Source organism: Phenylobacterium terrae, from assembly GCF_042681205.1.
Lineage (GTDB): Bacteria > Pseudomonadota > Alphaproteobacteria > Caulobacterales > Caulobacteraceae > Phenylobacterium > Phenylobacterium terrae.
This window is the reverse complement of the sequence record NZ_JBHUEY010000001.1, coordinates 233,825-256,021: the sequence shown is the minus strand read 5'-3', so window position 1 is coordinate 256,021 and position 22,197 is coordinate 233,825. Positions and strand designations below refer to the sequence as shown.

The 22,197-nt window shown below is 70.4% G+C and carries 17 protein-coding genes; 5 read left to right on the top strand and 12 right to left on the bottom strand.

Annotated features, from left to right (window positions below):
• Nucleotides 1-39: 39 nt before the first annotated feature.
• The gene (locus ACFSC0_RS01190; protein ID WP_377281173.1) at nt 40-666 is read right to left on the bottom strand and encodes a hypothetical protein; all 627 of its coding nucleotides are present in this window, start codon (nt 664-666) and stop codon (nt 40-42) included.
• A gap of 147 nt (nt 667-813) precedes the next feature.
• Here ACFSC0_RS01190 and ACFSC0_RS01185 point away from each other — a divergent pair, with 147 nt between their 5' ends.
• The 3 genes from ACFSC0_RS01185 to ACFSC0_RS01175 all read left to right on the top strand — a co-directional run bounded on the left by ACFSC0_RS01185 (nt 814) and on the right by ACFSC0_RS01175 (nt 8,232).
• Nucleotides 814-1,965 carry an L-lactate dehydrogenase gene (locus ACFSC0_RS01185; RefSeq protein WP_377281174.1) on the top strand — a complete coding sequence of 384 codons (1,152 nt, stop codon included), beginning with the start codon at nt 814-816 and terminating at the stop codon, nt 1,963-1,965.
• Between the two features lie 142 nt (nt 1,966-2,107).
• Nucleotides 2,108-6,754, top strand: coding sequence for a glutamate synthase large subunit (gltB, locus tag ACFSC0_RS01180; protein ID WP_377281175.1), 4,647 nt, complete (start codon nt 2,108-2,110; stop codon nt 6,752-6,754).
• 26 nt (nt 6,755-6,780) lie between these two features.
• Entirely contained in the window at nt 6,781-8,232 is a 1,452-nt protein-coding gene (locus ACFSC0_RS01175; RefSeq protein WP_377281176.1) for a glutamate synthase subunit beta, read from the top strand.
• Nucleotides 8,233-8,375: 143 nt separating this feature from the next.
• Here ACFSC0_RS01175 and ACFSC0_RS01170 read toward each other — a convergent pair whose 3' ends face one another.
• The 11 genes from ACFSC0_RS01170 to ACFSC0_RS01120 all read right to left on the bottom strand — a co-directional run bounded on the left by ACFSC0_RS01170 (nt 8,376) and on the right by ACFSC0_RS01120 (nt 19,661).
• Nucleotides 8,376-8,543, bottom strand: coding sequence for a hypothetical protein (locus tag ACFSC0_RS01170; RefSeq protein ID WP_377281177.1), 168 nt, complete (start codon nt 8,541-8,543; stop codon nt 8,376-8,378).
• 35 nt (nt 8,544-8,578) lie between these two features.
• Nucleotides 8,579-10,336, bottom strand: coding sequence for a hypothetical protein (locus ACFSC0_RS01165; protein ID WP_377281178.1), 1,758 nt, complete (start codon nt 10,334-10,336; stop codon nt 8,579-8,581).
• A gap of 2 nt (nt 10,337-10,338) precedes the next feature.
• A complete protein-coding gene (locus ACFSC0_RS01160) occupies nt 10,339-10,860 on the bottom strand; it encodes a protein-tyrosine phosphatase family protein (RefSeq protein ID WP_377281179.1) in 522 nt (173 codons plus the stop codon).
• Nucleotides 10,861-10,867: 7 nt separating this feature from the next.
• A complete protein-coding gene (locus tag ACFSC0_RS01155; RefSeq protein ID WP_377281180.1) occupies nt 10,868-11,791 on the bottom strand; it encodes a beta-xylosidase in 924 nt (307 codons plus the stop codon).
• Nucleotides 11,788-12,573 (bottom strand): TIGR04290 family methyltransferase, encoded by a 786-nt coding sequence (locus ACFSC0_RS01150; protein ID WP_377281181.1) that lies wholly within the window; start codon nt 12,571-12,573, stop codon nt 11,788-11,790. The genes ACFSC0_RS01155 and ACFSC0_RS01150 overlap by 4 nt, the downstream gene beginning before the upstream one ends.
• The gene (locus ACFSC0_RS01145) at nt 12,570-13,166 is read right to left on the bottom strand and encodes a histidine phosphatase family protein (protein WP_377281182.1); all 597 of its coding nucleotides are present in this window, start codon (nt 13,164-13,166) and stop codon (nt 12,570-12,572) included. Before ACFSC0_RS01145 ends, ACFSC0_RS01150 begins: the two co-directional genes overlap by 4 nt.
• Nucleotides 13,163-14,284: an inositol-3-phosphate synthase gene (locus ACFSC0_RS01140; protein ID WP_377281183.1), complete on the bottom strand. Its 1,122-nt coding sequence runs from the start codon at nt 14,282-14,284 to the stop codon at nt 13,163-13,165. Before ACFSC0_RS01140 ends, ACFSC0_RS01145 begins: the two co-directional genes overlap by 4 nt.
• A gap of 118 nt (nt 14,285-14,402) precedes the next feature.
• Nucleotides 14,403-17,327: a PBP1A family penicillin-binding protein gene (locus tag ACFSC0_RS01135; RefSeq protein ID WP_377281184.1), complete on the bottom strand. Its 2,925-nt coding sequence runs from the start codon at nt 17,325-17,327 to the stop codon at nt 14,403-14,405.
• Nucleotides 17,296-17,697: a hypothetical protein gene (locus ACFSC0_RS01130; protein ID WP_377281185.1), complete on the bottom strand. Its 402-nt coding sequence runs from the start codon at nt 17,695-17,697 to the stop codon at nt 17,296-17,298. The genes ACFSC0_RS01135 and ACFSC0_RS01130 overlap by 32 nt, the downstream gene beginning before the upstream one ends.
• A 126-nt stretch (nt 17,698-17,823) precedes the next feature.
• The gene (locus tag ACFSC0_RS01125) at nt 17,824-19,170 is read right to left on the bottom strand and encodes a L,D-transpeptidase scaffold domain-containing protein (RefSeq protein ID WP_377281186.1); all 1,347 of its coding nucleotides are present in this window, start codon (nt 19,168-19,170) and stop codon (nt 17,824-17,826) included.
• Between the two features lie 176 nt (nt 19,171-19,346).
• Nucleotides 19,347-19,661, bottom strand: a complete 315-nt coding sequence (locus tag ACFSC0_RS01120; protein WP_377281187.1) for a hypothetical protein — start codon at nt 19,659-19,661, stop codon at nt 19,347-19,349.
• A gap of 350 nt (nt 19,662-20,011) precedes the next feature.
• Between ACFSC0_RS01120 and ACFSC0_RS01115 the strand changes: the two genes are divergently transcribed.
• Together ACFSC0_RS01115 and ACFSC0_RS01110 are read left to right on the top strand one after the other, a co-directional pair.
• Nucleotides 20,012-21,124 carry an NAD-dependent epimerase/dehydratase family protein gene (locus ACFSC0_RS01115; protein ID WP_377281188.1) on the top strand — a complete coding sequence of 371 codons (1,113 nt, stop codon included), beginning with the start codon at nt 20,012-20,014 and terminating at the stop codon, nt 21,122-21,124.
• Nucleotides 21,121-22,176 (top strand): SDR family NAD(P)-dependent oxidoreductase, encoded by a 1,056-nt coding sequence (locus tag ACFSC0_RS01110; RefSeq protein ID WP_377281189.1) that lies wholly within the window; start codon nt 21,121-21,123, stop codon nt 22,174-22,176. Before ACFSC0_RS01115 ends, ACFSC0_RS01110 begins: the two co-directional genes overlap by 4 nt.
• The last annotated feature ends 21 nt before the right edge of the window (nt 22,177-22,197 follow it).

Below are 22,197 nucleotides of genomic sequence, written 5' to 3'. Positions count from 1 at the left end.
CCGCAGCGCAAGCAGAATGCGCCAGGTGTGGTGCAGGTTCTACGGCGGCGTAGGATCGCCCACCCACCGCACCACCGCCTTCTCCAGATCCCAGGCCTCGCTCGCCCGCGCGGCGGCCCGGACAGCGGCGGCCGTGCCGGCGCGGCAGATCCCCAGCTCCTTGTCGACGGTCAGGCCGGGGAGGGGCCGCGCCGTCAGGTGCTCCTCGCGGCGGAGGCTGTCCTGGCCCGCGCCCGGCGGGGGCTCGCCGCAGAGGACGAGCCAACGTCGGGCCTCGACGATGCGGCCGCGTTCGTCGAGGCGCGTGGGCTTGAGGGCGCCGTAGATGTGGACGCGGAAGGGCTCGCCGGTGGCGGCCTCTTCCTGCGTGAACCGCACCTGTACGATCAGCGGCTCGCCGCCGCCTGCGACGATCACCGCCATGGACGGGTCGTCCGGCGGCACGAGACGCCCGCCGCGCACCTCGCCGTGCTCGACGCAGCTCGGCGGCGGCGCCTTCGGATCGCGCCACTGGGCCTGGCACTCAGCTGTCAGTGACACCCAGGCGCCATCGCGGAACGCCGGGGCGCGCTTCGCGTCGGCCTCGGTGAACAGCGGCTCCTCGCTCATCACCACGTTGCAGGCGCAGAGCGTGAGGCTGGCGAGGACGATGAGGAGCGCACGCATGGCGGGAGGAGGGTGACAGGTAGCGCCTGGCCGGCGCAACCAGTCACCCCGTTCGCCCGGTGTCTGGTTGGGCGGAGCCCCGCCTGTCACCCATCCGTTTGACGCGCCGTCGAACTGCGCCAGATTGGCGGCCAGGAGGGGCCCCGCATGCTGCCAGCGTCGATATCGGACTACCGCGAGCTCGCCCGCAGGCGGCTGCCGCGGATGATCTTCGACTACATCGACGGCGGCTCCTACGCCGAGGTGACGCTGGCCCGGAACGTCGCCGACATGGAGGCCATCGCCCTGCGCCAGCGGGTGATGAAGGACATGAGCAGGCTCTCCACCGCCGTCACCCTGTTCGGCGAGCCGATGGCCATGCCGCTCGCCCTGGCGCCCGTCGGCATGGCGGGCATGTACGGCCGCCGCGGCGAGGTGCAGGCCGCGCGGGCCGCCAAGGCCGCCGGCGTGCCCTTCTGCCTCTCCACGGTCGGCATCTGCCCGCTGGAGGAGGTGGGGCAGGGGGCCGGAACGCCGCCCTGGTTCCAGCTCTACATGCTGAAGGACCGCGGCTACATGCGCGAGCTCCTGGCCCGGGCCAAGGACGTGGGCAGCAGAGTGCTGGTGTTCACCGTCGACCTGCCAGTCCCCGGCACCCGCTACCGGGACGTCCGCTCGGGGCTCTCCTCCCGCGCCGCCGGGCCGGGGGCCAACGTCAACCGCGTGTGGCAGGGCCTGACCCGCCCGGGCTGGCTGTGGGACGTCTATCTGAACGGCCGGCCGCACGTGTTCGGCAACGTCGCCAAGGCGGTGCCGCAGGCGAAGGGCTTCAACGACTTCTGGGGCTGGATCGGCGCCAACTTCGACCGCACCGTCGCCTGGAAGGAGATCGACTGGGTGCGCGAGAGCTGGGACGGCCCGGTCGTGCTGAAGGGGGTGCTGGACGTGGAGGACGCCCGTGAGGCGGTCCGCGCCGGCGCCGACGGGATCGTCGTCTCCAACCATGGCGGGCGCCAGCTCGACGGGGTGAAGTCCTCTATCGCCGCCCTGCCGCGCATCGCCGATGCGGTCGGCGGCGATCTCACCGTGCTGATGGACGGCGGGGTCCGCTCGGGCCTCGACATCCTCAAGGCCCTGGCGCTGGGGGCGAAGGGCGTGATGATCGGTCGCGCCTGGGCCTACGCCCTGGGGGCTGGCGGTCAGCCGATGATCGAACGCATGCTGGGGACGCTTCGCGCGGAGCTCGCGACGGCGATGATCCTGACCGGCTGCACCGACGTCCAGCACGCAGATAAAACGCTGCTGGACGCGGCGGTTTAGAAAAACATTGCCCGCCTACAGCGAGAGTCCCATCGACAGGGGCTGAACTTGCCGCTAAACGCGGCCCTTCCAATCGCGCGTGGGGTGGGCCCCTTTTCGGGGCGCGCTCGCGCGCGCCTGCTATGGAGTGAGGTAGATCAGCATGGGCTTGCCCCAGCAGCAAGGTCTCTACGACCCCCGCAACGAACATGACGCGTGCGGCGTGGGCTTTGTCGCCAATATCAAAGGCAAGAAGTCGCACGAGGTCATCGAGGCCGGCCTGCAGATCCTGGTCAACCTCGACCACCGCGGCGCGGTCGGCGCGGACCCGCTGGTCGGCGACGGCGCCGGGATTCTGATTCAGATTCCGGACGGCCTGTACCGCGCCTGGGCCGAGGAGGCGGGCGTCGACCTGCCGCCGGCCGGCGAATACGGCGTGGCCATGTGCTTCCTGCCGCGCGACGACGACGCGCGCGCCGTGGCCTGCGCCCAGTTCGAGCACTTCCTGAAGGTCGAGCGCCAGCCGCTGCTCGGCTGGCGGGACGTGCCGATCGACACCACGGGCCTGGGCGAGGCGGTGCTGGCCCAGATGCCGGTCATCCGCCAGGCCTTCATCGGCCGTGGGCCGAACGTGAAGGACCAGGACGCGCACGAGCGCAAGCTGCTCGCCGTCCGCAAGCAGACCCAGAACCCGATCGCCGATCTGGCGAAGAAGAAGAACCTGCCGGGTCTGACCCAGCTCTACATGCCCTCGCTGTCCACCCGCACGGTGGTCTACAAGGGCCTGCTGCTCGCCCACCAGGTCGGCACCTTCTACAAGGACCTGGCCGATTCGCGCTCGGAGTCGGCCCTGGCCCTGGTGCACCAGCGGTTCTCGACCAACACCTTCCCGTCGTGGAAGCTGGCCCACCCCTACCGGTTCATCGCCCACAACGGCGAGATCAACACCGTCCGCGGCAACGTGAACTGGATGAACGCCCGCCGGCGTTCGCTGGAGAGCCCGCTGCTGGGCGCCGACCTCGACAAGATGTGGCCGCTGATCCCGCACGGACAGTCGGACACCGCCTGCCTCGACAACGCGCTCGAGCTGCTGGTCGCCGGCGGCTACCCGCTCGCCCATGCAGTGATGATGCTGATCCCGGAGGCCTGGGCCGGCAACCCGCTGATGGACGCCAAGCGGCGCGCCTTCTACGAGTACCATGCCGCCCTGATGGAGCCGTGGGACGGTCCGGCCGCGGTGGCCTTCACCGACGGGCGCCAGATCGGCGCCACCCTCGACCGCAACGGCCTGCGCCCGGCGCGCTTCCTGATCACCGACCAGGACCACGTGGTCATGGCCTCGGAAGCCGGCGTGCTGACGATCCCGGAGGAGCGGATCGTCCGCAAGTGGCGCCTGCAGCCGGGCAAGATGCTGCTCATCGACATGGAGCAGGGCCGGATCATCGAGGACGAGGAGATCAAGGCCTCGCTCGCCGACGAAGAGCCCTACGAGCAGTGGCTGGCCGACACCCAGTTCAAGCTGGAGGAACTGCCCGAGGCGCCCGAAGCCGAGGCGGCGATGGGCGACAACGACCCCTCGGCCCTGCTCGATCGTCAGCAGACCTTCGGCTACACCCAGGAGGACATGCAGTTCTTCCTGGAGCCGATGGCCCGGATCGGCGACGATCCGGTCGGCTCCATGGGCGCCGACACGCCCATCGCGGTGCTCTCCAAGCGCCCGAAGCTGCTCTACGAATACTTCAAGCAGAACTTCGCCCAGGTCACCAACCCGCCGATCGACCCGATCCGCGAGGAGCTGGTGATGAGCCTCGTCTCGATGATCGGGCCGCGGCCGAACCTGCTCGGCCACAACGCCGGCACGCACAAGCGGCTGGAGGTCAGCCAGCCGATCCTCACCAACGAGGACCTGGCCAAGATCCGCTCGATCAACGAGCTGCTGGACGGCGCCTTCCGCACGGCCACGCTCGACGCCACCTGGCCGGCCGAAGAGGGCGCGGCGGGGCTCGAGCCCGCGCTCGACCGCCTGTGCCGCGAGGCCACCGAGGCGGTGCTGGCGGACATGAACATCCTGATCGTCTCCGACCGGGCGGCGGGCGCTGACCGCATCCCGATCCCGGCGGCGTTGGCCACCGCGGCGGTGCACCACCACCTGATCCGTCAGGGCCTGCGGATGCAGACGGGCCTGGTCATCGAGACCGGCGAGGCGCGCGAAGTGCACCACTTCTGCGTCCTGGCCGGTTACGGCGCGGAGGGGATCAACCCCTATCTGGCGTTCGAGACCCTCGAGGAGCTGCGGGTCCGCACGGGCATGACGCAGTCAGCCTACGAGGTCCGCAAGAACTACATCAAGGCCGTCGGCAAGGGGATCCTGAAGGTGATGTCCAAGATGGGCATCTCCACCTACCAGTCCTACTGCGGGGCCCAGATCTTCGACGCCGTCGGCCTGTCGAGCGAGCTGATCGAGAAGTACTTCACGGGCACCGCCACGACCATCGAGGGCGTGGGCCTGACCGAGGTCGCCGAGGAGACGGTCCGCCGTCACCGCGACGCCTGGGGCGACAACCCGATCTACGCCAACATGCTGGACGTCGGCGGCCAGTACGCCTTCCGCCTGCGCGGCGAGACCCACGCCTGGACGCCGGAAAGCGTCGCCAAACTGCAGCACGCGGTTCGCGGCAACCTGCCCGACGACTACCGGGAGTTCGCGGCCAGCATCAACGAACAGAGCGAGCGGCTGCTGACCATCCGCGGCCTCATGCAGCTGAAGCCGGCCGATCGGGCGATCCCGCTGGACGAGGTCGAACCGGCCTCTGAGATCGTCAAGCGGTTCTCCACCGGGGCGATGAGCTTCGGCTCGATCAGCCGCGAGGCGCACACCACCCTGGCGCTGGCGATGAACCGCATCGGCGGCCGCTCGAACACCGGCGAGGGCGGCGAGGAGCGCGACCGCTTCAAGCCGCTGCCGAACGGCGATTCCCTGCGCTCGCGCATCAAGCAGGTCGCCTCGGGCCGCTTCGGCGTCACGACCGAGTACCTGGTCAACGCCGACGACATCCAGATCAAGATGGCCCAGGGCGCCAAGCCCGGGGAGGGCGGCCAGCTGCCCGGCCACAAGGTGGACAAGAACATCGCGCGCGTCCGGCACTCGACGCCGGGGGTGGGCCTGATCAGCCCGCCGCCGCACCACGACATCTATTCGATCGAGGATCTGGCCCAGCTGATCCACGACCTGAAGAACGTCAATCCGGGCGCCCGCATCTCGGTGAAGCTGGTCTCGGAAGTGGGCGTCGGCACCGTGGCCGCGGGCGTCGCCAAGGCGCGCGCCGACCACGTGACCATCTCCGGCTTCGAAGGCGGCACGGGGGCGTCCCCGCTCACCTCGCTGACCCACGCCGGTTCGCCCTGGGAGATCGGCCTGGCCGAGACCCAGCAGACCCTGCTGCTCAACGGCCTGCGCACCCGCATCGCCGTGCAGGTGGACGGGGGCCTGCGCACCGGCCGGGACGTGGCCATCGGCGCGCTGCTCGGGGCCGACGAGTTCGGCTTCGCCACCGCCCCGCTGATCGCGGCCGGCTGCATCATGATGCGCAAGTGCCACCTCAACACCTGCCCGGTGGGGGTGGCGACCCAGGACCCGGTGCTGCGCGCGCGCTTCACCGGCCAGCCCGAGCACGTGATCAACTACTTCTTCTTCGTCGCCGAAGAGCTGCGGGAGATCATGGCCGAGATGGGCTTCCGGACGGTCAACGAGATGATCGGCCGGGTGGACCGCCTCGACATGGCCGACGCCGTCGACCACTGGAAGGCGCACGGCGTCGACCTGTCGCGCATCCTCTACAAGGCCCCGGTCGAGAGCCCCAAGGGGCTGTGGAACATGGACCGCCAGGAGCACGGCCTGGAGAAGGCGCTCGACAACGAGCTGATCGCCTTCGCCAAGGACGCGCTGGAGGACGGCAAGCCGGTCCGCGGCGAGTTCGCGATCAAGAACGTCAACCGCACCGCCGGCGCCATGCTGTCCGGCGAGGTGGCCAAGCGCTACGGCCACACCGGCCTGCCCGAGGACACCATCTCGCTGACCTTCAAGGGCTCGGCCGGCCAGAGCTTCGGCGCCTTCGCGGCCCGCGGCGTCAGCCTCGAGCTGATCGGCGAGGGCAACGACTACGTCGGCAAGGGCCTGTCCGGCGGCCGGATCGTCGTCAAGCAGCCGCCTGAGGCGAACCGCGAGCCGACGCAGAACATCATCGTCGGCAACACGGTGCTCTACGGCGCCATCGCGGGCGAGGCCTACTTCCACGGCGTCGCCGGCGAGCGGTTCGCCGTGCGCAACTCCGGCGCCGTCACGGTGGTCGAGGGCGTGGGCGACCACGGCTGCGAATACATGACCGGCGGCGTGGTGGCCGTGCTCGGCGACACCGGGCGCAACTTCGCGGCCGGCATGAGCGGCGGCATCGCCTACGTCTACGATCCGAACGGCCGCTTCGGCGATCTGTGCAACATGGCCATGGTCGACCTCGAGAAGGTCGAGCCGGCCGGCCGGCCCGATCCGGCGGACGAGCCGTACCGCCCCAGCCAGCGCTCCATCTCGGTGGAGAACAACGGCATGGGCGACGTGCTGCGGTTCGACGCCGAGCGGCTGAAGATCCTGATCGAGCGCCACCTGCTCTACACCGGCAGCGCGCGGGCCCGGGCGATCCTGGACAACTGGGACGCCGAGGTCCGGAACTTCGTGAAGGTCATGCCCAAGGACTACCGCCGCGCCCTCATGGAAATGGCGGCGGAACGGCAGGCGGCCCCGGTCGCGGCCGAATAGCAGATTAGAGTTCGGAGCATCACGAGATGGGAAAGCCGACCGGCTTCCTGGAGGTCGAGCGTCAGGACCGCGGCTACGAGCCGCCCGCCGAGCGCCTGAAGACCTGGAAGGAGTTCGTCCACCCGCTGCCGATCGAGGCGGTGCGCAAGCAGGCCTCGCGCTGCATGGATTGCGGGATTCCGTTCTGCCACAACGGCTGTCCGGTGAATAACCAGATCCCGGACTTCAACGACCTCGTCTACCGGGACCACTGGAAGACGGCGCTGGAGAACCTGCAGTCGACCAACAACTTCCCGGAGTTCACGGGACGGGTGTGCCCGGCGCCCTGCGAGGCGTCCTGCACGCTGAACATCATCGACACCCCGGTGACCATCAAGACGATCGAGTGCCAGATCGTCGACCGCGGCTGGGAAGAGGGCTGGATCACGCCCCAGCCCTCGCCGCGCGGCACCGGCAAGCGGATCGCCATCGTCGGCTCCGGCCCCGCGGGCCTGGCCTGCGCCCAGCAGCTGGCCCGCGCCGGCCATGCGCCGACCGTGTTCGAGAAGTCCGACCGGGTCGGCGGCCTGCTCCGCTACGGCATCCCCGACTTCAAGATGGAGAAGCACCTCATCGACCGGCGCATCCGGCAGATGGAGGCGGAAGGCGTGATCTTCCGGACCAACTTCGAGGTCGGCAAGAACGTCTCCGTCCAGCGGCTGCTCGACGACTACGACGTGCTGGTGATGGCCGGCGGGGCCGAGAACCCCCGCGACCTGGACGTGCCGGGCCGTGAGCTCGACGGCGTCCACTTCGCCATGGAGTTCCTGACCCAGCAGAACAAGCGGGTGGCGGGCGATCCCGAGCACCAGGCCGCCCCGGACGGGACCATCTCGGCCAAGGGCAAGCACGTCGTCGTCATCGGCGGCGGCGACACCGGCTCGGACTGCATCGGCACCTCCAACCGCCACGGCGCGGCCTCGGTCGTGCAGCTGGAGATCATGCCCGAGCCGCCGGCCCGGGAGAACAAGGCCCTGACCTGGCCCGACTGGCCGCTCAAGCTGCGCACCTCCTCGTCGCACGAGGAAGGCTGCGAGCGCGACTTCGCCGTCGGCACCAAGCGGTTCATCGGCGAGAACGGCAAGGTGACCGCCGTCGAGTGCGTCCGCCTCGAGTGGGTGACCGGCGATGACGGCCGCATGCGCATGCAGGAGATCCCGGGCTCGGAGTTCCAGCTCAAGGCCGACCTCGTCCTGTTCGCCATGGGCTTCGTCGGCCCGCGCCACGAAGGCTTCGTCGAGCAGGCGGGCGTCGAGCTCGACCCGCGCGGCAACGTCAAGGCCTCGGTCTCCGACTACCGCACCTCGACGCCCAACATCTTCACCTGCGGCGACATGCGCCGGGGCCAGTCGCTGGTGGTCTGGGCCATCCGCGAAGGCCGCCAGTGCGCCCAGGCCGTCGACGCCTACCTGATGGGCGCCAGCAAGCTGCCGAGGTAGCGCTCAGACCTCTCCCTCCGCTCGCGGAGGGAGAGGGTAGGGTGAGGGAGGCTCCGGGCGCCGAGACGCACGGGCGTTTGAGGCCCTTCGCTCCGCTCGAGCCCCCTCCCAACCCTCTCCCTGCAGGCGGGAAGAGGCCTATTTCACGCATCCCCCACCAGCGCGATGATCTTCCCCGAACCGCCGCAGTCGGGGCAGGGGGCTTCGCCCTGGCGGCCGGTGCCCGAGCAGCGCGGACAGACGTGCTCGCCGCTCTGGTCGGTTGCGGGCTTCACCTCGTCGCCGGGGTTGAGGTCGGACTGGTCGGGCATTGCGGGCTCCTTTGGGAGGGACAACGCGCGAGGCGTCACACGAGGCGCCGCGCCAGCCGGCTGACGTAGCCGTCCAGCAGCCGTTCAATCGCCTTGCGCTCTTCAGGCGCCGCCGCATCCCGCGCCATCGTCCAGGCGCCCGCCTGGAAGGCGAGGTAGGCGATCTCGAAAGCCGCCAGCAGGGTCTCGTCCGCGCCGGCCCGGCGGCAGAGCCGTCCGGCCTCGTCTTGCGTGAGGCCCAGCTCCACCCAGGCTCCGGCGACGTCCCAGCCGACGTCCTGGCAGCCCACCAGGTCGTGGGCGTCGTCGTGGTCCAGGACATCGGCCTTCAGGATCCGCCCGTCCGGCAGCGCCAGCCACTCCCAGGCGTGCATCCGCCCGTCGATCCGCACCGGCCGCAGCCGGGCGGAGAGCAGGGGCGCGAGCCGGCCCCGCACGGCGTCCGCGGCCGCCTCGCCGATCAGCTGGCCGGCGTTGTAGGCGGCCATCCCGACGAGTTCGCCCGGGGCCGCGCCATCCTCCGGCGCGGCCGGGAACCTCCGGGCGCGGAAGGCGAGGTAGCGGCCAAGGACGTCCATCACCGCCTCCCGATCCGTCGGGGGCCGCGCCTGGCCCATCCACCGCTGCAGCAGGAAGCCGTGGCGCAGGGCCAGGGGCTCGGGCGCGAAGCCGGCGGCGTGCAGCGCCTGCGCGCGCCTCAGTTTCTCGGAGCTTGTCGCGCCAAGTCCCGAGAATTTCAGCAGGAATTCGCCCTTAGATGTGCGGAGCAGATACTTCCGGCGCTCCTGCGCGGCGTGCACCGGCGCCTCCACGTTCAGCGCCGTGCGCCAGGCCCCTCCCGACAGGTCCTCCAGCGGGCCGAGCGGCAGGCCGACCAGGTCCTCGAACCAGCCGGGCAGGGCCGGCAGGGCGTAGTCCTCGAACGTCACCAGCCGCTTCTGCGCCCCGGCCCAGCGCCGCCGATGCCGCTCGCACGACTTCGGGCCCGGTCCGCCGAGATGGCTGGGGAAGAACCACCGTCGCTCTGCGGGGACGCCGAGCCGCTCCAACAGGTCGCCCGCCGCGCCGAACGAGCTGCCGGACAAGCCGGGCCCCTCATCCACGACGGCGACCGGGGCGGTCAGAGTCCGGACCAGCTCGTCCGACAGCTTCAGCTCACGCGAGAAAGGATGGCCGCAAGGCCTTGCCGTCACGACGTTTCTGGCGTTCGCAGCCGCGCCGACTATCGCCGCGAGGCTGGTCCCGATGCTGCGCAGGCCGAGCACCGCCGGCGGCGCCTCGAACCTCGTCCCGCGAGCGGCCAGCCCGTACGTCTCCGGATAGACCGCGTAATAGGCGTACCCCTCCGGCGCCTTCACCTCCACCGCTCTTGGCATGGCCCGCCCCCTCACCAATTCCGTCATCCCGGGCGCCCGGAACGGGCGATCCGGGACCCAGGAAGCCCTGGCGCCGCCTCTGGGTCCCGGCTCTCCGCTGCGCTCCGGCCGGGATGACGGGGAGGGAGGTCTGGCCACTTTCCGGGAGGAGAGGCTGGCCATCACCTCCGCAGCGATCGCGCGGGCAAGCGCCATGGCCGCATCCGCCGCGGGCGAGGGCGCGTCGAAGCCCCGCTCGGCGAACGCGGCGTCCGCCAGGCCCTGGGCCAGGCGCCCCGCCTCGATCAGCGCCGCCACCCGCCGCTCGTGGCGCAGGATCCACAGCGGCTCGGCGTCCGCTCCGGCCAGAAGGGCCTCGATCCGCTCCAGCATCGCGCCTGGGGCTTCGCGCCGGACGCGCTCGCCGTAGATCAGCATCGCTAGTCCTGCGTCTGCAGGTGGCGGTAGGCGATGGCCTTGAAGGCGTCGAAGTCCGGGATCGGGGGCGGGGGCCGCAGCCGCTCCAGCCAGGCCCGCCAGGCCTCGTACTGCTCGGGGCTGGGCGAGACGCGCGGGCGCCGGTCCTTGGCGAGCGACAGGGCGGCCAGCGGCGTCATCCCCTGGTCCACGAGCACGCACAGCGCCAGCGTCGCCGACCGGCCGATCCCGTGCTCGCAGTGGATCAGCACGCGCCGCCCGGCGGTCAGTCGCGGCCGGGCGAACGCCACGCCCGCGTCCAGCATCTCGACGCTGACGGCGCACAGGTCCTCGGTCGGCAGGTGCAGGAAGTCGAGGCCGTGCCGCTCCAGCGCTTCGGCGTCGTCGCAGGCCTCCTGGCGCAGGTCGATCACCGCGCAGACGCCATGCTGCGCCGCCAGGGTCTCGACGTGCTCCGGCGGGACCGCCCCGCCGACCGCCAGCGTCCCGGTCAGCCAGCTGAAGTTGGGCGCCCAGCCGGCCACGGCGGTCCTATCCCGTGGCCGCCAGCGGCCGCGCGGCCGGGCGGCTGGGCGCGTAGCGCCGCACCATCTGGGCGCAGAACTCGGCGAACTCCTCCGCCACCTGCGGCGGCGAGGTGTGGTGCGGCTCGATCCCCCGGTGCTCGGGCGTGAAGCAGAAGGTGACGGTGACCTCGAAGTCGGCCAGCGCCTCCATCTGCCGGTCGAACCAGGCCAGAGCGTCGGGCCGGAAGCTGTCGGCCCAGGACAGGCCCGTGCGCAGGTGCTTGACCCCGAGCCGCTTCATCCAGGCCACCGCATCGTCCAGCCGGTGGTCCTCGAAGTGGAACCACTGGCAAAGGCCCATCTCGGCGGCGTAGTCGGCGTAAACCTCCAGGCCCGGCTTGGGCGTCCCGTCCTCGCGCAATAGGCCCATGTGGAAGTGGCGGTAGTAGCTGCTGCCCTCCGCCTCCTTGTGCCGGGTCGTCGCCTCCCAGGTCTTGGGCAGGTCGTAGAGGCTGTACCAGTGGATGCGCGGGACCTTGCCGATCAGGAGGTCGGCGGTCTTCTTCACCCCCCAGGCCTGCACCTCCTCCGAGCCGAAGGACGAGACGCCCACCTCGGTGATCCAGATCGGCTTGTCGGTGACCGCGCGGATTTCCTCAACCTTGTCCGGCCACTCGTCGATCATCCAGAGGTTCCAGTCGAGCGGGAAGCCATGGATGGCGACCACGTCGACGTGGTCCAGCACGCCCTTGGACTCCAGCCGGCGGACGAAGTGCGGGTCGATCGGGCTCATGCCGCCCAGCACGCGGGTGAGGCCCCCGTTCTCGGCCGCGATGGCCTGGCCCGCCAGCCTGGTCATCTGGGCGAACAGGTCCCACTCGGGGTCGAGGTTCGGGTCCCAGTGGGACTTGTTGTTCGGCTCGTTCCAGATCTTGGCCGCTTCGATCATGCGCGCGCCCCGTGGTCCTTTCCGTTCGCCTTCGCCTTGGCCGGATAGACCACGCCCGGCCCCTTGGGCGGGCTCGACTTCCGGCAGATGTAGACCTCGTCCTCCGGATGGGACTCGATGGAAAAGCCGGCGCTGCGCAGCATCGCCTCCACGCAGGCCGCGTTCGGCGCCCACCAGTTGGTCCAGTCGTCGGCGTACTCGTGCTCGATGAAGTGCATCTTCGGGTAGCCGGGCTCGTCGAAGTGCTTCTCTTCCCAGAAGCTGTAGTTGGCCTGGACCGGATAGACTTCCTTCGAGCCCCGCTGCATCGACTGGAAGATCAGCAGGTCCCTGGCCGCGTGCTCGTGGATCAGGTCCAGCGCCAGCAGCGGGTGGCGCAGGTGGTAGAGCACGCCCATGAACAGGACGACGTCGAAGGTCTCGCCGAGCTCGGCCACGTCGTAGACGGACAGCTTGCGGAACTCGATGTCCTGGCCGGTCACCTCGGCGGCGAAGCGGGCCTGCTCCAGGTAGCGGTCGTCGAAGTCGATCCCCAGCACCCGGTCCGCGCCGCGGCGCTTCATCTGGATCGAGTAGAAGCCGGCGTTGCAGCCGATATCCAGCACCGTCTTGCCGGTCAGGTCGGCGGGGATGGCGTGCTCGAACTGGCGCCACTTCACGTTCGGGTAGTCGGACAGGAAGTGGTCGGGCGCGGTCTGCACCCCGTTCAGGTCGATGTTGTGGAACCAGTCGCCGAGGGCGCGGGCCTTCTCGGCGATCTGGCCCGGGTCGAGCGTGCTCATGCCGGAACCTCGTTCATGCTGTGCACCTTCAGCCCCCACTCGCCGGCGACGACGACGCTGAGCGAGCCGGGGCTGACCTCGATGCGGTGATGTTCGTTGAGGGAGAGCGACAGGCCGGCCATCAGCGCCGCCTTAATGACGTCGCCGTGGGTCACGGCCACGACCCGCTGGTCGGGATGGCCCTGGACGGCCTCGTTGATGAACCGGCCCACCCGCATCTGGACCTGGGCCATGCTCTCGCCGCCGGGCGGAAGGGCGCTCGCGCGCTCCTCGTTCCAGGTCCGCCATTCCGCGCGCCCGTCGAGCTCCTCGAACCGGGCGCCGGTCCAGTCCCCGTAGTCGACCTCCAGCAGGTTCTCGCTGAGCTGCAGCGGCAGCCCCAGGGCCTGGGCGATCGGCTCGCCGGTGGCGACCGTCCGCTCGAGGGGGCTGGCGTAGACCGCATCGATCGGCTCGCGCGCCAGACGGCGGGCCAGCGCCTCGCATTCGGCCAGCCCCTGCTCCGACAGGGTGACGCCCGGCATCCGCCCGCAGAGCACCTTGCCCAGGCGGTCGTGACTGCCGTGGCGGACGAAGTACACGACGGTGGTCACGATGCGAGGCGCGGCGCCCGGCGAGGTTCGGCGGCCCGCCCGCCTTCGCCGTCGATGAAGCGAAGGGTGCGCTCGCGCGCCTCGTGGTCGGTGTACTGCTCGGGCGGCGACTTCATGAAGTAGGACGAGGGGCCCAGCAGCGGGCCGCCCAGCTTGCGGTCCAGGCCCAGCTTGGCGCAGCGGACCGCGTCGATGACGATGCCGGCCGAGTTGGGGCTGTCCCAGACCTCCAGCTTCAGCTCGACGTTCAGCGGCACCCCGCCGAAGGTGGTGCCCTCCAGCCGGATGTGGGCCCACTTGCGGTCGGTCAGCCAGGGCACGTAGTCGCTCGGCCCCACGTGGATCGCGCCCTCGTCCAGCGGCACGTCCAGCTGGCTGGTCACCGACTGGGTCTTGGAGAGCTTCTTGGAGGCCAGCCGCTCGCGCTCCAGCATGTTCTTGAAGTCGGAGTTGCCGCCGAAGTTGAGCTGATAGGTGCGGTCCAGCCGCACGCCGCGCTCGCGGAACAGGTTGGCCAGCATCCGGTGGATGATGGTCGCGCCCACCTGGCTCTTGATGTCGTCGCCGATGATCGGCACCCGCCGCTGCTCGAACCGCTTGGCCCACACGGGGTTGGAGGCGATGAACACCGGGATGCAGTTCACGTAGGCGCAGCCGGCCTCCAGCGCCTGCTCGGCGTAGTACTCGGTGGCCTGCTGCGAGCCGACCGGCAGGTAGGAGACCAGCACGTCTGCGCCGGAGCGGCGCAGCGTCTCGGCCACGTCCACCGGCGGCTCGGGGCTCTCCTCGATCTCGCCGGCCATGTAGCGGCCGATGCCGTCGAGGGTCGGCCCGCGCTGGACCTGCACGCCGGTCTTCTTCGGCCGCTCGAAGACATAGGTGTTGTTGGGCGCCGCCAGCACCGCCTCGGCCACGTCGCGGCCCACCTTGCCGGCATGGACGTCGAAGGCGGCGGCGATCTCGATGTCGCCCACATGGTAGCCGCCCAGCTCCACATGCATCAGGCCGGGCGGCGGCTCGTTGGCCGGCGCCTCGGCGTAGTAGCCGAGGCCCTGGACGAAGGACGAGGCGCAGTTTCCCACGCCGACGATCCCCACACGTAGCTTGTTCCGGCTCATCGCACCCCTTGCGGCGTCGCGTGCGGCGCGGCGGAAAACCTGGCGCCAGCTTTGTACCTCTCAGAAAAGGTTTCGGCTCAGCTTGGTTCCCGTGCGGGATCGGGGATTGGCGCTGACGTCAGTAGGGCGCGTCGGCGGGATCGGCCTGAGGCTCGGTGGCGGACGCTGGAGCGAGTTCGGTCGCGGCCTCTGCTGGCGCGAGCAGATCGCCGACCGGGTCGTACTCGGCGGCGGGCGGCTCGATGACGCCACCGGGGATTGCGGGTGCATTGAGCAGCGGCAGGGCCTTGGCCATGAAGGCGCGCCAGATGCGGGCTGGCGCCCCGCCGCCCGTCACCTCGTTCATCGGCGAGCCGTCGTCCTTGCCCAGCCAGACGGCGGTCACGAAGCCGCCGGTGTAGCCGATGAACCAGGCGTCCCTATGGTCGGTGGAGGTTCCGGTCTTGCCGGCCAGGTCGTAGCCCTCGATGGCCGCCGCCTTGCCGGTACCGCGGTTCACGACGGCCCGCATCATCTGGTTCATGTACTGCAGCGCCGGCGTGCCGATCACCGCCTGGTGGGGCGGCCGGTCGATGTTGCGGTCATAGAGGACTTGGCCGCTCGCCGTGCGGATCCTTTCGATGCCGTACGGCTTGGCCGCGTAGCCGCCGTTGGCGAACGGGACATAGGCCTGGGCCATCTCCAGCGGGCTTACCTCAACCGCCCCAAGCGCCATGGCCGCCTCGAGCTGGATCTTAGAATTGATCCCCAGCCGCCGCGCGGTAGCGGCCACGTTGCCGGTTCCGACCTCGTTGGCGAGCCGCGCCGCAACCGTATTGACCGACCCTTCCAGGGCGGCTTCGAGCGTCATCGGCCCACCGAAGCCGCCGGCGTAGTTGCGGGGCTCCCAGGAGCCGATCTTGATCGGCTCGTCGACCACCGGCGTCCACGGGGTGCGACCCTGCTCCATGGCCGTCAGGTAGACGAAGGGCGTGAATGCAGTAGTCGCCTGCCGGCGACCCGCGGCCAGCCGATCGAACTGGCTCTGAAGGTAGTCGGCTCCGCCGACGTAGGCGCGAACCCGGCCTTCTCCGTCGAGGGCGACGAGCGCGCCCTGCGCCTTGGCCTGCTCGAGTCCGCTTCGCAGCGCCGCCTCGGCGGCGCTCTGCAGCGGCAGGTCCAGCGTGGTCTCCACCACCAGATCCTCGGTCTGCCCGCCAACGAGCTCGCGGACCTCCTCGTTCACCCAGTCCACGAAGTACCGGCCCCTCAGGCTGGCGAGTTCCTGATTGACCTGAACCGGGGTGTTGAAAGCCGCGTCCCGTTCCTCCGGCGTGATCGCGCCGACGCGGACCATCTGGTCGAGCACCAGGGTGGCGCGCAGCGCCGATCGGTCCGCCGCCGAGACGGGGCTGTAGCGGGTGGGACCCTTCATGAGGCCCGCGAGTAAGGCGCTCTCTCCAATGGTCAGGGTGTCGGCGGTCTTTCCGAAGTAGCGCTGGGACGCCGCCTCGATGCCGTAGGCGCCGGCGCCGAAGTACGCACGATTGAGATATAGCTCCAGGAGCTCCTTCTTGGAGAACTTCGCCTCCAGGCGAATGGCGAGGATCAGCTCCTGGAGCTTGCGCCAGTAGCCCGGCTCGCTGTTGAGGAAGAGATTGCGCGCGAGCTGCTGAGTGATCGTCGAGCCGCCACGCACCGGTCCCTCGGGGTGGCTCATGTTGTGAATCAGCGCCCGACCCATGCTCCAGGGATTGAACCCCGGATGCGAGTAGAACCAGCGGTCTTCGGTGGCGATGAACGCCCCAGGTACGTGGGCCGGCAGCGTATCGAGATCGCGCGGGACGCCCTGGCTGCCGACAATAGCGATGAGCGCGCCCGATCGATCTAGATAATGCACGGGCGGCTGGCCGGGAGCCTGTACCGGCGGGGCAATGTCCGGAAGGGTCAGGAGGAGACTGATCACAAGGGCGGTGACGCTGACGAGCATCGCAACAGCGACGCTCGCCGCGATCCGCCCTGCGCGCGTGCGCGGCGCTCGTGGACGCCATCCCCGGAGACGCTCCGCCAGCCTGGCGAGCCACCGGCGCAGGGCGTGCCACCATGGCGGCGGTGGCGGCGGCGGCATTGGCCCACGCCGCTGCCATTGCGAGTTAAACTGGCCGGCCCCGATCGTTCCGCCGACCAGCTCGTCCATCAGTCGGACCCGCTGCGCAGCGCGCTGGGACGGGCTCTTCCGCAGTTCGGCCCGGGCCTGGTCCAGCACCTCATCGTCGATGTTCTTCTCGGCGTGATGCCGGCTGAGCGCCCTGCGGACTTCGTCGGCCCAGAACGGGTCGCCCGTGTGGTCGCGCCACGAGATGACCAGCTCGCCGGTGGAGCCCAGGTCCCAGAACTGCGGCTGCTGGCTCGGCGTCCTGATTTGGTTCTTCACCCACGAGGCGAGCGCGGACATGGTGAGCTCGCGCGCGCCCGGCGGGGCGGGGGCGCCGGACCTGATGCCTTCGATCAGGCAGCGGGTGAGATGCCCCCCGCCGACGCTCCTGGACTCCGCCGCCATCTGGAACTTGGTGCTCGCGGTCAGGATGTAGGTGCCGGTCTCGTGCGCAAGCGTCGAGACGGCGTCTTCGACGCTTCCTTTGAAGAGGTCGGGACCAACCGCACCCGAGTAACAGCAGTCGAGGATGAGCGCCTTCTGCGACGCTCGCGATTGGTTGAAGAGGTCCTTGAGTTCCTTGGCGCCGAGGCCGGTGGTCTGCAGCAGGTCCGACTGCGTGTCCTTCAGGACCAGCGACAGCGATCCGTCTCGGCCGAGTCGACCGTGGCCGCTGAAGTAGAAGAGGATGACATCGCCTCGATTCGCCTCGCTGGACAGCCGCTCGATCGCCCGCCTCACCTCCTGGACCGAGGCGTTGATCAGCTGTTCGACCTGTTGGAAGTGGCCGAAGCGCCCGTCCCTCAGGAGGGCGGCGACGTCTCTGGCGTCCTTGGCCGGATACTGGAGCGGAGCGAAGGTGAGCTTATCGGAGAACTCACTCGCCCCAACGACGATCGCTCGCCGCATGGCTTCCGTCTCCGCTTCTGGCTCCGCTCACCATTTCGATCGCCGGCCGGATCTGCTCGGCCGCCGCCCGGGCGTCCGCGGTGTCGATCCTCGCCTTTCCTCCCGGCCCCTCGACTTCGATGATTGTGCGGCCGCGCTGCACGTGCGCCTTGAGGACGTCGACCAGGGCGACCACCGCGCCAGAGGAGAGGACGCCGATCACCAGGGTGTTGAGGTCGAACGCGATACCTTTGGACCCTGCGGGGGCCGCCGCCTGTCCGTAGGCCACAGGCCCGTCGACGGTTCGCTCCAGGTCCTCTTTCAGGTCTTGCAGGCGATCCGGCGCCGGCGCGCCGTCCGGCTCCAGGATCGATAACGTCAGCTCAGCCATCGCTGCCCCCAGCTTCAGATATCAACGCTACGTTGATCGAGGCGGGGCTGCAACGCAATGTGGATTCGCCAATTTATCAATCGGATGAGTCGGCTCCTATGCGCAGCGCCGGAGCCGGGCCCGGGGTCAGCCGCGCGTCCTCCAATCGGAACGGCTCAGCTTGGTTCCCATCAGCGCGCACAGCCGGGCGTGCGGGCTGACGGCGGCCAGGCGGCGGGCCTTGTCGGCTTCCAGGGCCGCCAGCAGCGGGGCGTCGCGGCCGTAGGGGTCGGCCCGCACCTCGACGCCGCCGGGCGTGGGCCAGGCGGTGAAGTAGGTGATGAACACCGGCACGGGCTCGGGCAGGTCGACGCGGTGCTCCGGATCTGGGGGCAGGGCGGCCGGCGCGGCCGGGCCCAGCAGGCGCCGGGCCAGCGGCATCGCCCGCTCCAGCCGCACGCAGCCGGAGCTGAAGGTCCGCTCGCGGGCCTCGAAGGCCCACCGGTGCGGGGTGTCGTGCAGGTAGATGCCGAGCTCGTTGGGCAGCATCAGCTTCACCTGCCCCATCATGTTGTCGCCGCCGGGCTTCTGGCGCACGCGCAGCAGCTCGCGTCCCGCCGCGACGGCGGTCCAATCGACGCTGGCCGGGTCCACCGGCCGGGCCTGGTCCGACCAGTCGGACAGCACCTCCAGCCGCTCGGCCTCCAGCGCGCCGACGCCGTGTCGCAGGACCCGGCGGGCGAAGTCGTCGCGCACCAAGTCGACGGGGATGTTCCAGTAGGGATTGTAGACGGCGTAGCGGATCACCCCGGCCATCATCGGCGTGGCGTAGCGGGGCTTTCCGACCACCACCTCCATGGTCTCGCGCAGATGGCCGTCCTCGTAGAGGAACAGCTGCGCCGAGGCCGCGTCCACGACGATGAAGCGGCGGCCGGGGTCGGCCGGGATCTGCCGCGCCCGGGCCATGTTGGCCAGCAGCAGCGACTCGTAGCGGTCCCGCTCGCCCGCGGGAACGGAAAGGCGGCCGGAGCGCAGGTCGGCCAGCGCGGCGCGCAGCTGGGCGTAGAGCGGGTTCATCCGGCGGACCGCGCTCAGGTGCGCCGCCAGGTCCTGGGCCTGCGCGGCCTCGGCGAGGATGGCCGAGGGCTCCGTCGCCGGCGGCCTCAGCGCCGGGTCGGTGAACACCATCCGCGCCGCCGCCGGGGAGGTGCGCAGGTCCCGCACATAGCCGGCGAAGGCGCTGGACAGGGCGATCTCCGCCCGGGCCAGGGCGACAGGATCGCGGCTGGCCGCGCCGGCCACCGTGCGCGCCAGGCCGCCCGGCTGGTAGTCGTCCGGCTCGAGACCGTCCGCCGCCGCCCCGCCGACCAGCGAGATCAGCGTCCTCGCTTCCGGCCGCACGGCGCGGCCCTTGAGCCAGAGCGGGCGCCAGTCGCGCGCCTCGTAGAAGGCGGCGAGTTCGTCCAGGCCGGCGCGCGCCAGTTCGGCGCGCACGGCGCGCGCCACCGGGCCGGCCGGAGCCGGCGCCCGCACAGAGGCGGACGCCGGACCCGAAGCCGGCTCGGCGTTCGGGGCCGCGAAGGCGGCCGCCAGGAGCGCGACGCCGGCCAGGCGGCCGATCCGTCGCGCCTGCTCGCGGCTGGCCGGCCGCCCCTGGACCGGCCGCGCGATCAGCCGCGTTCCCCGGCGTACTGCATGTCGTCGCCGGCCGCGGCGGCCGTGTCCTCAGCGGACTCGGTCGCGCTCATGGCGCCGGAAGCGCTCGTATCGCCCGCCGCGCCCGTGGTCGCGCCGGTCTGGCCCTGCATGGTCGTCGAGCCGGTCGCGCCGGTCTGAGCGTCCATCGAGCCGGCCGCGTTGGTCGACCCGGCGCCGCCCGCCGCTCCGGTCTGGCCGGTCGCCGGCTGCTGGGTGGTCTGGGCGATGGCGACGCTTCCGAGCACCAGGGCTCCGGCGGCGCCTGCAATAAGGATCTTCTTGTTCATAGGGGTCTCCCGTGAGGTGTGGCTTGCCCACGGGTTTGTGAACAACTGGAGGGAACCACCCGTTCCCCAAACGTCATCAGTTAAGGGCGTATAGGCGCATGCCGCGGGGTCGGATAAGGCGAAGCTCTTGTCATATGTGAATACTCACAGCGGCCGACGCGTTTGCGTTCCACGGCTCCGTTATGCTGAACCGCCTCAGTACAGCTGAGCTCGCGGGAACTTAGATGAAGTCATAGGTGTTAGCTTGGCGGTTGGGATGCGAGGGAGCCGCCATGAACCACACCCACGATAACGGCCTTTCCACCCCTATCCGCGCCCGGCGCGCCGCGGCGGCGTAGGGGGCGGGCGAGATGGGAGAGACGGTCCTCATCACCGGCGGCGCCGGCTTCATCGGGCGCCACCTGGCCTCGGCGCTTCTGCAGCGCGGCGACAAGGTGCGGGTGCTCGACAGCCTGATCGAGCAGGTCCACCCGACCCGCGCGCGCCCGGCCGAGCTCGATCCCGAGGTCGAGCTGCTGGTCGGCGACATCCGCGACGACGCCCTGGTGCTGAAGGCGCTGAAGGGCGTCGACAAGGTCGTACATCTGGCCGCCGAGGTGGGCGTCGGCCAGAGCATGTACGCCGTCGAGCGCTACACCAGCGTCAACGACCTCGGCACCGCCGTGCTGTTCCAGCAGCTGATCGACAACCCGGTGAAGCGGGTCGTCGTCGCCTCGTCGATGAGCATCTACGGCGAGGGCCTCTACCGGACCCAGGACGGCCGCCTGCTGCATGACGTGATCCGCGGCGGCCGCCACGAGGACGGAACCTGGGATCCCAAGGACGAGCAGGGCCGGCCCCTGATCCCCGTCCCGACGCCCGAGACCAAGCACAATGCGCTGAAGAGCGTCTACGCCATCGGCAAGTTCGTGCAGGAGCGGCTGACGCTGACCCTCACCCGGCAGTACGGCATGGAGGGCTGCGCCCTTCGCCTGTGGAACATCTACGGGCCCGGGCAGGCGCTCTCCAATCCCTACACCGGCGTGCTGGCGATCTTCGCCTCGCGCATCGCCAACGGCCAGAGCCCGATGGTCTTCGAGGACGGCCAGCAGATGCGCGACTTCGTCCACGTCGGCGACGTGGCCCGCGCCTTCCTGCTGGCGCTCGATCACGACAAGGCGGACGGGGAGGTGTTCAACATCGCCTCCGGCGCGGTGCGCACCGTCGAGCAGGTCGCCCGCTTGCAGGCCGCCTCCATGGGCCGCCCGGACCTCGAGCCCGAGATCATGAACAAGGCCCGGGCCGGCGACATCCGCCACTGCATCCCGGACCTGACCAAGGCCGAGACCGTGCTCGGCTACAAGGCCCGCCAGGACTTCGGCGAAGGCCTGGCCGAGCTCGCCGAATGGGTCGCCCGCCAGGAAGCGGAGGACCGCGTCATCGAAGCTCGCAAGGAGCTGGAGATGCGCGGGCTGGTCGCGTGAGCGGCCCGGTCCTGGTCACCGGCGGGGCCGGGTTCATCGGCAGCAACCTGGCCGATGCGCTGGCCGCCGAGGGCCGCGAGGTGGTGGTCTTCGACGCCCTGGCCCGGCCGGGCGTGGAGCGCAACCTCGCCTGGCTGAAGCAGCGCCACCCCGGCAAGATCTCCAGCGTCGTCGGCGACATCCGCGACGAGCAGGCGCTGGCGGAGGTCGCGGCCGAGGCCGAGGCTGTGTTCCACATGGCCGCCCAGGTGGCGGTGACCACCAGCCTCGTCGATCCGCTCGACGACTTCTCGGTCAACCTGCGCGGGACACTGAACCTGCTGGAGGCGCTGCGCCGGTCCGGGCGGCGGACGCCGATCGTCTTCGCCAGCACCAACAAGGTCTACGGCGACCTGGCCGACATCGAGCTGGAGGTGGTCGACGAGGCCTATCGCCCGAAGGACGGCGCGATCCGCATGGCCGGCGTGTCGGAGGCCCGGCCGCTGGACTTCCACACCCCTTACGGCTGCTCGAAGGGGGCGGCCGACCAGTACGTTCTCGACTACGCCCGCAGCTTCGGCCTGCCGAGCTGCGTGCTGCGCATGAGCTGCATCTACGGGCCGCGCCAGATGGGCACCGAGGACCAGGGCTGGGTCGCCCACTTCCTGATCCGGGCCCTGGAGGGCGCCCCGATCAGCATCTACGGCGACGGCCGCCAGGTGCGGGACATCCTCGACGTCGGCGACGCCGTGGCCGCCTACCTGGCCGCCTGGCGCAGGATCGAGTCCGTCTCTGGGCGGGCGTTCAACCTGGGCGGCGGGCCGGCGAACGCCGTCAGCCTGCGCCAGCTGATCGCCTACATCGAGGAGCTGATCGGCCGGAACGTCGAGCTGACCTTCTCCGACTGGCGGGCCGGGGACCAGCGCTACTACGTCTCCGACGCCAGAGCCGCCCGCCGGGCGCTGGACCTGCCCGAGCCGACGGCCTGGCGCCCCGGCGTCGCCCGGCTCGCCGAGTGGCTGAAGGCCGAACGCGGCCAGCCCGCCAAGCCCCGCGCCGAGGCGGTCGGATGAGCGCCGTCGAAACTTCTGCCT